The sequence below is a fragment of the Amycolatopsis balhimycina FH 1894 genome (genome assembly GCF_000384295.1).
In the GTDB taxonomy this organism is placed as follows: Bacteria; Actinomycetota; Actinomycetes; order Mycobacteriales; family Pseudonocardiaceae; genus Amycolatopsis; species Amycolatopsis balhimycina.
In genome coordinates, this window is the sequence record NZ_KB913037.1 from 5,847,593 (window position 1) to 5,860,161 (window position 12,569).

The following is a 12,569-nucleotide window of genomic DNA, read 5'->3' on the forward strand; positions in this document are numbered from 1 at the left end:
TCGCGACTTTTCCTTGTGTCCCAAGGAAAACTCCGGCCGGCGAGACGGGCGGCGGTGAAAAGTGTCGGACCCCCTCGGCAAGCTCCTGATCAGCAGCCGGCGACCCCGCCGTCGAACGAAGAGCACTCGTCCTGCGAGTAGGGCTCCGCCCGCCAGCCCGCAGCGTCGACCGTCTTGGAGGTGTCATGCGCGACGAAGGTCCACGGCCCGGCGTAGGAGTTGCCGTGCCACCGGTTGCCCTGGCGGAAGGTGATCGCCTCCTCGACCGCGGTTCCCTTGTACGGGGACCAATCCGGGAAGGTCCCGTAGTTCGACAGCAGCGCCATCCGCCCGCACAGGCTCGTGCAGCCCACCCGTCCAGGATCGAACCGGAAGGTGTTCCCGTGAATCTCCACCCGCTGCGTCTTCCAGCGGCAGTCGTCGTACGCCGGGCGCTGCGCGATCGTGCCCGCCGCGCACGAAGACTGCGAAGTGACTTTGGTGCAGTAGCCCGAAGACGTGTTCGCCGGGCTGGTGCAGAAGCGGTCGGCGTTCTCCCACAACGTGATCCCGGCCCAGTTGTCCTCGAAGGTGTTGCCGGTGATGTCGACGGCCGACGTCCGCGCCGGCACGCGCGGTTCGCCGCCCGATTCCGACAGGTACACCGTCGCCACCGGGAAGTTGTCGTCTCGCGAAGCGAACGCGCGGCCCTGCACCAGGGTGTTGCCGCGGAAGGTGTTGCCGCGCAGCACGAGGTTGTAGCTGGTTTCGTAGAAGAGCGCCTCGGCGTCGTTGGCCTCGAACAGGTTGTCCTCGACGAGGAAGTCGTTGTTGTTCGTGTCGGCCCACAGGCCGGCGCCGTGGTTGCCGTGGACCCGGTTGCCGCGGATGTCGGCCCCGTTCACGGCCCAGAACTTGGCTCCGCCGCTGCACCCGCAGCCCGGCACCTTGGCTTCCCAGTCGCCGGTGTTGTTGCCGGTGATCTCGTTGCCCTCCAGCACGAGCCCGGTGATGCCGTCGCCGGCCTGGTAGGCGTTGAGGCCGTACTGGCCGTTGTCGCGCAGGCAGCTGTGCCGCACGACCTGGCCCGCGCCGGCCATCAGTCCCGCGCCGGCGTTGTCCTCGATGGTGGTGTTCTCGATGAGCCAGCCGTCCCCGGAGTCGTGGTTGACCACGCCCTGGTCCTGCAGAGCGGCGAACCCGCGGATGGTGAGGCCCCGGATACGGACGTCGCGCGCTTGCTGGGTGAAGGCCGCTCGGTTGACGCCACGGCCGTCGACGACCGCGCCCGGTGCGCCGAGGTACACGTCGCCGTCCTTCGGGACGACCTGGCCGAACTCGTCGTTTCCGAGCGTGTGGGTGCCCGGCCGGAGCCAGAACGTCGTCCCGGGCGGCTGCGCCGCCGTCTTGGCCGCGAGGTCGCCGTCGACGCCCGGATCGACCGCGACGGCTCCGGACGGCGGGTCTTCGTACTCCGCGGGCTGGTGGCCGCACACGGGGGCGGGCCCGTCGGCGGCACCCGCGGTCGCCGGGCACGCCACGGCGATCAGAAGCGAGCAAGCACCGACGAGAACCGCGCGAGATCTGCCCATGGCAGGAAGTTACGCACGAACGGGCCGGAAAACAGTCACCCTCAAGTGTCCTCATCGGACCCATGGGGTGAATCGGGCCCGCTCGTGCGGGAATCAGGCGTACTTGCGGAACACGGGCTGCACCGGGCGCCCGCCCATCCAGGGCGCCGGGTCCTGGGCGTCGAGCGCTTTCCGGTACACCGTGCAGGCCTGGGCGACGACGTCGATGGTCTTGTCGATGTCCGTCTCGGTGAGGGCGGCACTGACCACGAAGGACGGTCCGAGCACGCCGCCGCCGACCAGCTCGCGCAGGAACAGCGTCCGGTACGGCTGCGACGGCTTGCCGTGCTCGTCGAGCGTGCCGAAGACGAGGTTGCTGGCCCGGCCGCGGACGACCACGTGGTCTTCGACGCCGATCCCGGCTGCCACCTCGCGGACGCCGGCGGCGAGCCGATCGCCGAGAGCGTGCATGCGGCCGATGACGTCCTCTTCGCGGTAGACGTCCATGACCGCCATCGCGGCGGCCAGGGAGTGGGTCTCGGCGCCGTGGGTCGTCGAGAGCAGGAAGACCCGCTCGCGATCGGTGCGCAGGCCGCCGATCTCCATCAGCTCCCGCTTGCCGGCGAGCGCGGAGACGGCGAAGCCGTTGCCGAGTGCCTTGCCGAACGTCGAGAGGTCGGGCGTGACCCCGTAGAGGCCCTGGGCGCCGTGGGCGGACCAGCGGAAACCGGTGATCATTTCGTCGAAGATCAGGACGACGCCGTGGCGGGTGGTGAGCTCGCGCAGGCCCTGCAGGTACCCCGGTGGCGGTTCCACCGCCGCGGCCGCCTCCAGGATCATGCACGCGATCTCGCCCTCGTGGCGCTGCAGCAGCTCCTCCGCGGCCTGCAGGTCGCCGTACGGGAAGGACACGACCGCTTCCGTCGTCTCGTCCGGGATGCCCGCGCTCATCGGCGTGGTGCCGATGAACCAGTCGTCGGTGGAGAAGAAGGCGTGGTCGGCGCACTTGGCGACGAGCCGGCGGCCGGTGGCGGCGCGGGCCAGCCGGACCGCGGCCGTCGTCGCGTCCGAGCCGTTCTTGGTGAACTTCACCATGTCGGCCGTCGGCACGTTCTCGAGGAACCGCTCGGCGGCCTCGGCCTCGATGATCGACGGGCGGATGAAGTTGCCGCCCTTTTCGATCTCCCGCCGGACGGCGTCGAGGATCCGCGGGTGGGCGTGGCCGAGGCTGACCGCTCTCAGCCCCGCGCCGTACTCGATGTACTCGTTGCCGTCGACATCCCACACGTGGCCCCCGAGGCCGTGGGAGATGACCGGCGCCATCCCTTCGGGATACTGGTCCGAGCCCTTGGCGTAGGTGTGCGCGCCGCCGGGGATGACCCGGTGCAGCCGCTCGTCCGCCTGCGTGGAGCGCGGCAGGTTCGTTCCCATGTCGTGGCTCACCTCGTTGGTTTCAACGCCTCTTCGAGAGACGGCGCCCGTTCGTCCCGATCGCTGACCATTGTGACCGACAGCGGCCACGAAATGTCCAATTCAGGGTCTTTGTACGAAATCGTAATGTCTTCTTCAGGATTGTGGGCCCGATCGATGCGGTACGAAACGTCGGAGGGATCGGTGAGTGACTGGAAGCCGTGCGCGCACCCCGCCGGGATGTACACGGAAACCTGGGTCTCACCGGAAAGTTCGAAAGTTTTGATATTCCGGAATGTCGGCGAATCCGGTCGGAGATCCACCACGACGTCGAAGATCGCGCCCTGCGAACACCGCACCAGCTTCGCTTCGCCGGCCCCGCCGCGCAGGTGCATTCCGCGGACAACCCCCTTGCGAGAGCGGGAAAGGCTGTCCTGGACGAAGCCGTCCGGGTCGATGCCTGCCGACGCGACGACGTCGCGGTCGAACGTCCGGCTGAAGAAGCCGCGCTGGTCCGCGTGCGGGGTGGGTTCGAACAGATACGCCCCGTCGATCTCGGGCACCGGAATGGCCTTCATCGCCCACCTCCGAAGAGGGCCGCCGAAAGGGCGGCGAACTGGTCCTTGAGCCGTTGCGCGTTCATCTCGTTCCGTTCCAGGAGCGTCTGGCGCAGTTCCGCCGAGCGGTTCTCCAGTTCGGTGAACTGTTCGACGAGCCGGTCGAAGGCGACGGACTTCGCCCGCTGGGTGAAGTCTTCGAGACCCATCTCCGCCATGAGCACGTCGTTCTTCGGTGCGTACCCGATCGCCACGGTCGGTTTCGCGACCTTCAGGGCGCAGAGCACGTTGTGGTAGCGCGTGGCCACCACGCTGTCCACCGCCGCCATCTCGTGCATCAGCTCGTCCAGGGTCTCCACCGAAGCCGCCGTCACCAGCGGGGAATCGGTTTTCTCGAGGATCTCGTCGACGACCTGCCGGTCGATCCGGTCACCGATGAAGAGCCGGACTCCTCTGCCCTGGTCAACGAGCCACGCGACGAAACGGTTCATCGTGTCCACGTAGTGGCGGTAGATGCGGTCGGCCTCGGCGCGGTCGTCGTTGCCGCCGTAGTAGGCCATCACGCCGACGCCGACGGTGCCCGGCTCGCCGTCGCCGTCCGGGGTGGGGAGGGAGAACGCGAGGTCGGGATAGACCTGGTCGGCACGGGTGTCGACGCCCATGGCGCGCATGGCGTCGCGCGAGATGTCGTCGCGGTACGAGCGGTAGGCGGCGAGCCGGCCGGACCAGCGGACCAGTGTCCGCGTGGCTCGGGCGCTGATGTGGTTCGCACCGACGCAGACGAGCGCCACCTTGGTGCCGAAGAGGCGCCCGGCGGCCGAAAGGAGGAAGAGCGAATACGGGAAACCCCAGGGACGCAACGGAAGCGTCGCTTCGAGCACGCCCATGCCGGGCACGATGACGACGTCCTGCTTCCGGACCCAGGCCGCGGTGCGCGCGATGTCGACCAGCTTGCCGAAGCCCTTGAGGGCGACCGAGCGCAGGCCGGACGCTGTCTCGTACTCCGACTGGTTCCAGTGCAGGGGCGTGGCGTCGAGGCCGTACCGCTCGCGGACGATCTCCGGGCCGCCGACCAGGGCGCCCAGGACCGCGTCCGGGTACTCGGCGCGCAGGTAGCCGAGCACGGCTTCGAGGGAACCGTCGTTGCCGAGGTTCCCCGAGCCGAGCAGGCCGAAGACGCCGACGCGTGGTGCGCGTTTCACGCGAGCCTGCCTTCCCGGCCGGCCACGATCTCGTTGACCGTGGCGACGTCCGAGGCGGTGGGTGCGCGGTCCTCGACGCGTTCGCCGTGGCCGGAGCGGGCCCGGTTGGTCAGCCAGGCGCCGAGGTGACCGAAGCACTCGCGCTTGTCGGCGGCCGAGATCGGTGCGCGCCGGATCAGGTCCGCGAACCCGTAGATGTACTCGCCGAGCAGGCGGACGGTGGGATTCCGGAGCCGGTTCGCGCGCCGCGGGTCCAGATTCGCGCACCGGCTCCGGATGGTCGGGTTGGCCCGTTCCGCGCGGCCGGGGTGGTCGCGGCGGAAGTAGAGCAGCTCGGGCACCTGGTAGAACGGGCCGTGCAGGGCCATCTCGGCCGAGTAGGTCCGGTCGGCGTGGTGGTAGCTGTCGAGCGGCTTGACGCGGCGGAGGACGTCGGCGCGGATGACGCCGTAGAAGTCGTCGCCGCCCGGCTCGAACAGGATGCCGCGGAACCGGTCCGGCGCGTGCCGGGAGCCGGTGTTCAGGGTGTACTCGAGCGGCTGGACGATGCGGCCGTCGCCGTCGATGATCGCCTGGTCGCAGTGGGCGAGGATGACGTCCGGGCGCTCGTCGAGGGCCTCGACGCACCGCTTGAGCAGGTCGCGGGCGTAGAGGTCGTCGTGGGAGACCCACTTGAACAGCTCGGTGCGGGACACGTCGAACACGAAGTTGTGGTTCGGCGTCGCGCCGATGTTCTTCGGCTGGCGGACGTAGCGGATCCGCGAGTCCTTGTCGGCGTAGCGGCGGCAGATCTCGTCGGTGCCGTCGGTGGAGGCGTTGTCCGAGATGATCAGCTCGAAGTCCTCGAAGGTCTGGCCGAGCAGGGCGTCCAGCGACTCGGCGAGGTACTCCTCGCCGTTGTACACCGGGAGGCCGAGGCTCAGCCGCGGGACGGTGGTCATGGAGTCCTCATTCCTTGATCGGCTCTTTGATCGGCTCGAACACCACGGTGGGGTCGTCGGCCCCCGGCGGCACGTACTCGCGAAGCCCGAGCCGCAGCTGCAGCCACCAGACGACGGACCCGCTGAGCGTGGCCGTCGCGACGCCCCACGCGGACCCGGCCGCGCCGCCGAGGAACGCGCCGGTGATGCCGAACGTGACGTAGAACAGGGACGCGACCAGCTGGGAGCGCAGGCTCCGCTTGGCCGAGCCGAGGGCGCGCAGACCGGCCGCGGCGCCCGTGGCGAAGCTCGCGCCGACCACGGCGAGGGTGACCGGGAGGATCAGCGGGGACGACGAGTCCCACACCGAGCCCATCACCCACCGGCCGGCGCGGTCGGGTACCAGGAGGAGCAGGCCGAGGCCCCAGCACAGCGCCGCGGCGGCCTGACCGCCGCCGAGGATCACGCAGAAGTGCTTCAGCCGGTGCGGCGCCCGCTGAAGGACCCGCGCGCCCTCGGCGACGGTGACCAGGGACAGCCCCATGAGCAGGGCCAGGAACGGGCCGAGGAGCTGTTCGGCGCCGCGGACCGCGCCGACCGCGGTGATCCCGGCGATGGCGCCGAGGCCGTAGGCCCGCAGCTGCGACGCGCCGCTGTTGCTGACGTTCTCGACCAGATAACGCATGCTCAGGTCGCGCTGGGTCCGGAGCCAGCCGAGCATCTCCCGCGGGTGCGGGAGGATCCCGGTCTGGAACCAGCCGTAGAGGGCCGCGGCCGCACCGGAAAGCCCCCACGCGAGCACGAAGGCGACCACCGTGTGGACCTGCGCGGCCACGTACAGCGCCGGGAGCAGGGCCACGCCCCAGACGCAGTCGTTGACGAACGCCCTCTTGCCCTCGCCCTTCGCGAAGAACGCGAACCGCCAGGCGTCCTGCAGGAGCAGGCCAGGCAACACCACGGCGAGCGCGACGAACGCGTCGCCGAGCGGCCCGCCCGCTGCCAGCCCGGCGATCAAACTGACCAGCCCGGTCCCGCAGCCGACCCCGATGGCCGTGCCGGACGCGCTCGCCACGCCCGTCCGCCACCGGTCCTCCGGGACGGCGCTGAACCGCACCATCAGCGGGTCGGTCGCCAGGCCGCGAGAGATGTTGAGCACCACGCCGTAGGTCACCCAGGCGAGGCTGAAGATGCCGAACGCGAACGTGCCGAGCGAGCGGGCCACGTACAGCCCGACGGCGAAGTTGGTCAGGCTGGACACCGCCTGGTCGCCGAGGCCCCAGCTCAACCGTCCGGCCATCGCGCGCACCGCGCCCGACCGGAAGATCGAGCGAGGCGCACGGCGATGGTTGGCCACGTCGCTCACTCCTTGACCAAGCCGGCGTCGTGCAGGGCCCGGGCCGCGACGTCGACGATGTCGAAGGGCAGCTCGGCGCGTTCGGCGATGTCCAGGAGTGAGTGCTCGCCGTCGGAGAGGTTGAGCACCCACAGCATCGCCATCTGGGCCTGCTTGGCGTCGCTGCGGCCGCCGAGCGAGTCGTACAGCCCGCGCTTGCCGAGCTGGGGCTCGCCGTACGGGCTGAGGTTGACGTACCGGCGGTTGCGGTCCAGCACCCCGAAGGCATCCCGCAAAGCGCCCAGCGTGTCCTCCATGGCCGCGGGCGAGACGAAGCCCGGGTTGTCGGCCGAGGTGTGGTACTCGGGGTAGCCCGCGTACGGCGTGCGCGTCAGCGAGCCGACGCCGAGGTTGAAGCCCGGCGAGCAGAACTGGCGCTCGTCGTAGCCATACGGCGAGAAGCCGACAACTCGATGCTCCCGCGAGCGCAGCACGTGCTGCATCACGCGGTCGATTTCGGCGTCGTCGCGGCGGGACTTCTTGTACGTCAACGCTCCCGGGTCGCCGGCGCAGGCCAGGACCAGCCCGTGCTTGACCTTCTCGATCCGCGAAGAGTTGCGCGCCAGCCAGGTGATCGAGCCGATCGTCCCCGGCATGAACAGGAACCGGTAGGTGTAGTGCGGCTGGGAAAGAGCCAGCTGCTGGGCCAGCGAGATGGCCACCGCGATGCCGGCGAGGTTGTCGTTCGCCAGCGACGGGTGGCACACGTGGCAGGACACGATGACCTCGTCGGTGACGCGCCCCGGGACGACGTGCTCGCCGTAGGTCAGTGAGCCGTCGGAAAGGGTCGAGTCGATGACGACGTCGTAGTCGCCGTCGGGCAGCGCGTCGAGCTTCTCCTGCGCGAGGCAGAAGCCCCAGGCCGGGGCGTAGTAGCTGGTCCGGTAGGGCACCCACGACGGCTGGTCCGGCAGCGTGTGCAGGTGCTCCCGCAGCTCGCTCAGCGGCATCCGCCGCGACACCGGGACGCTGTACCCGACGACGTGCAGGTTCGACTCCTGGAAGTCGATGACGCGCGAGCCGTCCGGCGAAGCGACGTACGCGTCCCGGATGTTCCACTCCTGCGGGATCGTCCAGTCCAGCACGGCCGTACCGGTCGGGACTTCGTGCCGGTCCAGCGCGATGTGCTCGCCGATGATGTCCAGGGTCTGCCGCACGCCGTCGCCGGTGATGCTGCGGCAGAGCGGGTACAGCCGCTCGACCAGGGCGTGCAGTTCCGCCCCGGTCCGCAGCTGCGGGCCCGCCACTACTTCCGCCGCAGGGTGGAGTCGACGCGGCCGGCTTCGCCCTCGCTGTTCAGCCAGGCCAGCCGGGTGAACAGCTGCTGGAACGACTCCCGGGTGAGCCCGAACTTGCGGTAGGCCTCGATGAGCTCGACGGCGCCGTCCTTGACCGACCAGTCGCAGGTGAAGCCGGGGATCGCCGCGCGGAAGCGCGAGAAGTCGACGCGGTAGGAGCGCGGGTCGGCGCCCGCCTCGCCGGTGATGTTCAGCGTCGAGCCCGGCACGGCCTCGACGACCTCCTGGGCGATCTCGGCGACCGTGACGTTGTTCTCCTCGGTGCCGATGTTGAAGGCCTTGTTGTGCACGGCCTCCTTCGGCGCGGACAACGCGGCCGCGAACGCGCGCGCGATGTCCTGGGCGTGCACCAGCGGCCGCCACGGCGTGCCGTCGGAGAGCACCAGCACCTCGCCGGACAGGTGCGCGTGCGCGGTCAGGTTGTTCAGCACGATGTCGCCGCGCAGGCGGGGCGAGTAGCCGAACGCGGTCGCGTTGCGCATGTACACCGGCGTGAAGTCGTCGTCGGCGAGCTCGTGGACGTCGGCTTCGACGCGCACCTTCGACTCCGCGTACGGCGTCACCGGCCGCAGCGGGGCGTCCTCGTCGACGAGGTTGTCGCCGCCCGCGCCGTACACCGAGCAGGTCGACGCGTAGATGTACCGCTGCACGCCGGCGTCCTTCGCCAGCTTCGCGAGCTTCACCGACGCGTGGTGGTTGATGTCGTAGGTCAGCTCCGGCGCGAGCGAGCCCAGCGGGTCGTTCGACAGCGCGGCCAGGTGGATCACCGCGTCGAAGCCCTCGACGTGCGAAGCGGTGACGTCCCGCAGGTCGACGGCGTGCCCGGCCGGGTCGGCGGGGGCGGGCCCGAGCAGGCAGTCCTCGAACAGCCCGGAGTCGAGGCCGACGACCTCGTGGCCGGCGGCGGCGAGCACCGGGGCCATCACCGTCCCCAGGTAGCCCTTGTGCCCCGTCAGCAACACCCGCATCGAATTCAACCCTTCAGGTCGAGAGTGAGTTTCTTGACGAAAAACGCTTCGGCGTACGTCGAGGCCGCTTCGATCCCGCGGATGCGGGCCAGCCCGAGGAAGGCCTCGCGGTCGTACCAGGGCCGGTGCCGCTGGGACGCGTAGTGCGCCTGCAGCAGCCGGACCTTCTCCTCGGCGACGTCGTCGTCGAGCGGCTGGTATACCGACGGGCTGCCGAGGTCGCCGTCCCATTTGACGATCTCGTAGCTCAGCGCCAGGTGGTCGCGGAACGCCGTCGGGACGAGCTTGGCGAGGCCGCGGTGGTCCTGGTGCGCGTCGTCGGTGCGCGGCGCCAGGATGACGTCCGGGTCGGTCCGCCGCCGCAGCTCTTCCAGGGCGTTCTTGGCCTCTTCCCAGTGCGCCGGGAAGCGCCCGTCCGGCAGCTTCAGCACGGTGACGTCGAGGTCCGCGCCCGGGCAGAACGCCGCCAGCGCCGAGCGCTCCTCGTCCTCGCGCGGCGTGCCGCCGCCGGACAGGACCAGCGCGTCGACCTTCAGCCCGGGACGTGAACCGCACAGCGTCAGCAGCGTGCCGCCGGCGCCGATCGCGATGTCGTCGCAGTGCGCACCGAGGGCGACGACGCCGCCGAGCCGTCCCGGCCGCAGCCCGATCACGCGATGCTCGCCGCGGGCTGCCGCTCCCACAACGCCCAGGGCCGCTCGCCGTGGGTGTAGGCGTAGTCCAGCGCCGCCCGCTCCTTGACCGTGTCGGTCGGCTTCCAGAACCCGCGGTAGGGGTAGGCGACCAGCCGGCCGCGCTTGGCCAGCTCGCCACAGCCGTCGGCGACCAGGTCGCCGTTCTCCGGGATGTGGTCGAACACTTCCTGCCGCAGCACGAAGTAGCCGCCGTTCTCCCACAGCGGCATTTCGCTCACCGCGGTGATCGAGCCGACCTTGCCGCCCTCGTCCATTTCCACGCAGTGGAACGACGACTGCGGCGGCACGACCATCATCGAGGCGCCCGAGTCGGAGTTGGAGAACCGCTCGATCATGTCGGGCAGCGGGACGTCGGACAGGACGTCGGCGTAGTTCGCGAGGAACATTTCGTCGCCGTCGAGGTACGGGCGCACCCGGCGCAGCCGCTCGCCGATCGGCGACTCGATGCCGGTCTGCACGAAGGTGATCGTCCAGTCCGCGATGTCGGTCGACAGCAGCTCCGCCTGCCCGTTGCGGAGGACGAAGTCGTTGGAAATGGTTTCCTGGTAGTTCAGGAAGAAGTTCTTGATGTGCGCCGCGCCGTAGCCGAGGCACAGGATGAATTCGGTGTGGCCGAAATGCGCGTAGTAGCGCATCACGTGCCAGATGAGCGGTCTCGGACCGACCATCGCCATCGGCTTCGGGACGTCGTCGGCCGCGCCGTTGCGCATCCGCATCCCGTAGCCACCGCAGAAGAGAACGACCTTCACGTCACTGCACCTCGACGATTTCCAAGTGGGGAATCGGGAACACGAGCTTTCCGCCCCAGGCCCCGATGTAGGAGAGTTGTTCGGTCAGTTCCTCCCGGAGGTTCCACGGGAGAACGAGCACGTAGTCGGGCCGGTCGGCTTCGATCCGCTCCGGGGGCAGCACCGGGATGCGCGTGCCCGGGGTGAACCGGCCGTGCTTGTACGGATTGCGATCGACCGTGTACTGCAGCAGGTCCGTCCGGATGCCGCAGTGGTTCAGCAGGGTGTTGCCCTTGCCCGGGGCGCCGTAGCCGACGACGGTCTTCCCGTCGTTGCGCGCCTCGATGAGGAACTTCAGCAGGTCCAGCCGCACGCGGGTGACGCGCTCGGCGAACTCGGTGTACCCGGACAGCTCGTGCAGCCCGGCGGACTTTTCGCGCTCCAGCTCGTCGGTCATCCGCTCGCTGGGCTCGTCGGCCACCTCGGCCGGACGCGCCCACAGCCGGATCGACCCGCCGTGCGTCGGCACCAGTTCGACGTCGACCACGGTCAGCCCGCCGGTCGCGAGGGCCCGGCGCGCGGATTCGACCGTGTAGTACTGGAAGTGCTCGTGGTAGATCGTGTCGTACTGGTTCTTTTCGATCAGCGTGAGCAGGTGCTGGACCTCGATGGAGACCCAGCCGTCGTCCGCGACCAGGGCGCGCAGGCCCTTGGTGAAGCCGAGGACGTCGGGGATGTGCGCGTAGACGTTGTTCGCGGCCACGAGGTCGGCCGGCCCGTGCTCCTCGCGCACCTTCAGGCCGGTTTCCTCGGAGAGGAAGGCCGTCAGGGTGGGCACGCCGGCGTCACGCGCCGCCTGCCCGACGTTCACCGAAGGTTCCACGCCCAGACACCGGATCCCGTGCCCGACGACGTGCTTGAGCAGGTATCCGTCGTTGCTCGCCACCTCGACGACGAACGACTTCTCGCCGAGCCCGAGCCGCTCGACCGAGCCGTCGACGAACCGCTTCGCGTGCTCGACCCACGACGTCGAGAAGGACGAGAAGTACGCGTACTCGGTGAAGGTGTCGTCGGGGTCGATCAGCGGCGGGATCTGGGCGAGCCAGCAATCGGTGCACACCTTCAGGTGGAGCGGGAAGGTGGCTTCCGGCTCGTCGAGCTGCTCCGCCGTCAAAAATCGCTCACACGGGGGAGTCGCGCCGAGGTCGACGACACTGGCCGTGTTTGTCGAACCGCAGAGTCGACATGTGGTCATCTACCAGGCTCCTTGGCTCGCGGTCGCGATATGCGTTAGACACGTCGAGCAGGGGTGGATCGCCGTTACACCGGGGCGCGAGCGCCAGGTGGACCGATTCGGAACCGCAACCTGAGGCGGTAAACTGTGGCAGAGATCACCGAGGGTACCCGTCCGGACCCGTAACGTCCACAGTGGACCGCCCCTAGGCTGGCCGGATGACTTCGGAGACGGGCCCCCGCCTCAGCGGGTTCAGGGGCGTGGTGCTGACGGTCCGCTTCCTGACCGAGCTGGTCCTGCTGGGCGGCCTGGCTCTGGCAGGCAGCCAACTCGGCGGCGGGGTCGTGCCGGCGATTGTCGACGCGGTCCTGCTGCCGGTCGCCGCGGCCGCGCTCTGGGGCCTGTTCATCGCCCCGCGGGCACGCCGCCGCCTCCCGGAACCGGCCCGCTTCCTGCTGGAGTTCGCCCTCTTCGCGGTCACCGGCGTGGTGCTGGCACTGCTGGGCTGGCTGGTCACCGGCATCGTGGTGGCGGTCGCCGGGATCGGCATCGCGGCGCTCACCCGGGTGGCCGCCAAAGACGGCTGAACGCACCGGAGCCGTCCGGCGGAAAGG

The 12,569-nt window shown here is 69.6% G+C and carries 12 protein-coding genes; 1 reads left to right on the top strand and 11 read right to left on the bottom strand.

Annotated elements, in window-relative coordinates; all coding sequences use genetic code 11:
- Window positions 1–89: 89 nt before the first annotated feature.
- The 11 genes from A3CE_RS0126540 to A3CE_RS0126590 all read right to left on the bottom strand — a co-directional run bounded on the left by A3CE_RS0126540 (window position 90) and on the right by A3CE_RS0126590 (window position 11,976).
- On the bottom strand, window positions 90–1,571 hold the full coding sequence (locus tag A3CE_RS0126540) for a right-handed parallel beta-helix repeat-containing protein (RefSeq protein ID WP_026468883.1): 1,482 nt from the start codon (window positions 1,569–1,571) through the stop codon (window positions 90–92).
- 93 nt (window positions 1,572–1,664) lie between these two features.
- Window positions 1,665–2,981, bottom strand: a complete 1,317-nt coding sequence (locus A3CE_RS0126545) for a glutamate-1-semialdehyde 2,1-aminomutase (RefSeq protein WP_020643146.1) — start codon at window positions 2,979–2,981, stop codon at window positions 1,665–1,667.
- Window positions 2,982–2,989: 8 nt separating this feature from the next.
- Window positions 2,990–3,538 (bottom strand): dTDP-4-dehydrorhamnose 3,5-epimerase, encoded by a 549-nt coding sequence (gene rfbC, locus A3CE_RS0126550; protein ID WP_020643147.1) that lies wholly within the window; start codon window positions 3,536–3,538, stop codon window positions 2,990–2,992.
- The gene (locus A3CE_RS0126555) at window positions 3,535–4,719 is read right to left on the bottom strand and encodes a polysaccharide pyruvyl transferase family protein (protein WP_020643148.1); all 1,185 of its coding nucleotides are present in this window, start codon (window positions 4,717–4,719) and stop codon (window positions 3,535–3,537) included. The genes rfbC and A3CE_RS0126555 overlap by 4 nt, the downstream gene beginning before the upstream one ends.
- Window positions 4,716–5,660 carry a glycosyltransferase family 2 protein gene (locus A3CE_RS0126560; protein WP_020643149.1) on the bottom strand — a complete coding sequence of 315 codons (945 nt, stop codon included), beginning with the start codon at window positions 5,658–5,660 and terminating at the stop codon, window positions 4,716–4,718. Before A3CE_RS0126560 ends, A3CE_RS0126555 begins: the two co-directional genes overlap by 4 nt.
- Window positions 5,661–5,667: 7 nt before the next feature.
- Window positions 5,668–6,993, bottom strand: a complete 1,326-nt coding sequence (locus tag A3CE_RS0126565; RefSeq protein ID WP_020643150.1) for an MATE family efflux transporter — start codon at window positions 6,991–6,993, stop codon at window positions 5,668–5,670.
- 5 nt (window positions 6,994–6,998) lie between these two features.
- Window positions 6,999–8,279 carry a DUF4910 domain-containing protein gene (locus A3CE_RS0126570; protein ID WP_020643151.1) on the bottom strand — a complete coding sequence of 427 codons (1,281 nt, stop codon included), beginning with the start codon at window positions 8,277–8,279 and terminating at the stop codon, window positions 6,999–7,001.
- Window positions 8,279–9,298 (bottom strand): NAD-dependent epimerase/dehydratase family protein, encoded by a 1,020-nt coding sequence (locus A3CE_RS0126575; protein ID WP_020643152.1) that lies wholly within the window; start codon window positions 9,296–9,298, stop codon window positions 8,279–8,281. The genes A3CE_RS0126570 and A3CE_RS0126575 overlap by 1 nt, the downstream gene beginning before the upstream one ends.
- 5 nt (window positions 9,299–9,303) lie before the next feature.
- Window positions 9,304–9,951 carry a PIG-L deacetylase family protein gene (locus A3CE_RS0126580; protein ID WP_020643153.1) on the bottom strand — a complete coding sequence of 216 codons (648 nt, stop codon included), beginning with the start codon at window positions 9,949–9,951 and terminating at the stop codon, window positions 9,304–9,306.
- Window positions 9,948–10,742 carry a glycosyltransferase family protein gene (locus A3CE_RS0126585; RefSeq protein WP_020643154.1) on the bottom strand — a complete coding sequence of 265 codons (795 nt, stop codon included), beginning with the start codon at window positions 10,740–10,742 and terminating at the stop codon, window positions 9,948–9,950. The genes A3CE_RS0126580 and A3CE_RS0126585 overlap by 4 nt, the downstream gene beginning before the upstream one ends.
- A 1-nt stretch (window position 10,743) precedes the next feature.
- Window positions 10,744–11,976, bottom strand: coding sequence for a class I SAM-dependent methyltransferase (locus A3CE_RS0126590; protein ID WP_026468884.1), 1,233 nt, complete (start codon window positions 11,974–11,976; stop codon window positions 10,744–10,746).
- A 197-nt stretch (window positions 11,977–12,173) separates the two neighbouring features.
- Between A3CE_RS0126590 and A3CE_RS0126595 the strand changes: the two genes are divergently transcribed.
- Entirely contained in the window at window positions 12,174–12,542 is a 369-nt protein-coding gene (locus A3CE_RS0126595; protein ID WP_020643156.1) for a YrdB family protein, read from the top strand.
- Window positions 12,543–12,569: the final 27 nt, after the last annotated feature.

Bases quoted from the DNA above. Each gene is read 5' to 3' on its own strand.
- A3CE_RS0126540 (WP_026468883.1), bottom strand. From the start codon at position 1,571: ATGGGCAGATCTCGCGCGGTTCTCGTCGGTGCTTGCTCGCTTCTGATC.
- A3CE_RS0126545 (WP_020643146.1), bottom strand. From the start codon at position 2,981: ATGGGAACGAACCTGCCGCGCTCCACGCAGGCGGACGAGCGGCTGCAC.
- rfbC (WP_020643147.1), bottom strand. From the start codon at position 3,538: ATGAAGGCCATTCCGGTGCCCGAGATCGACGGGGCGTATCTGTTCGAA.
- A3CE_RS0126560 (WP_020643149.1), bottom strand. From the start codon at position 5,660: ATGACCACCGTCCCGCGGCTGAGCCTCGGCCTCCCGGTGTACAACGGC.
- A3CE_RS0126575 (WP_020643152.1), bottom strand. From the start codon at position 9,298: ATGCGGGTGTTGCTGACGGGGCACAAGGGCTACCTGGGGACGGTGATG.
- A3CE_RS0126590 (WP_026468884.1), bottom strand. From the start codon at position 11,976: ATGACCACATGTCGACTCTGCGGTTCGACAAACACGGCCAGTGTCGTC.
- A3CE_RS0126595 (WP_020643156.1), top strand. From the start codon at position 12,174: ATGACTTCGGAGACGGGCCCCCGCCTCAGCGGGTTCAGGGGCGTGGTG.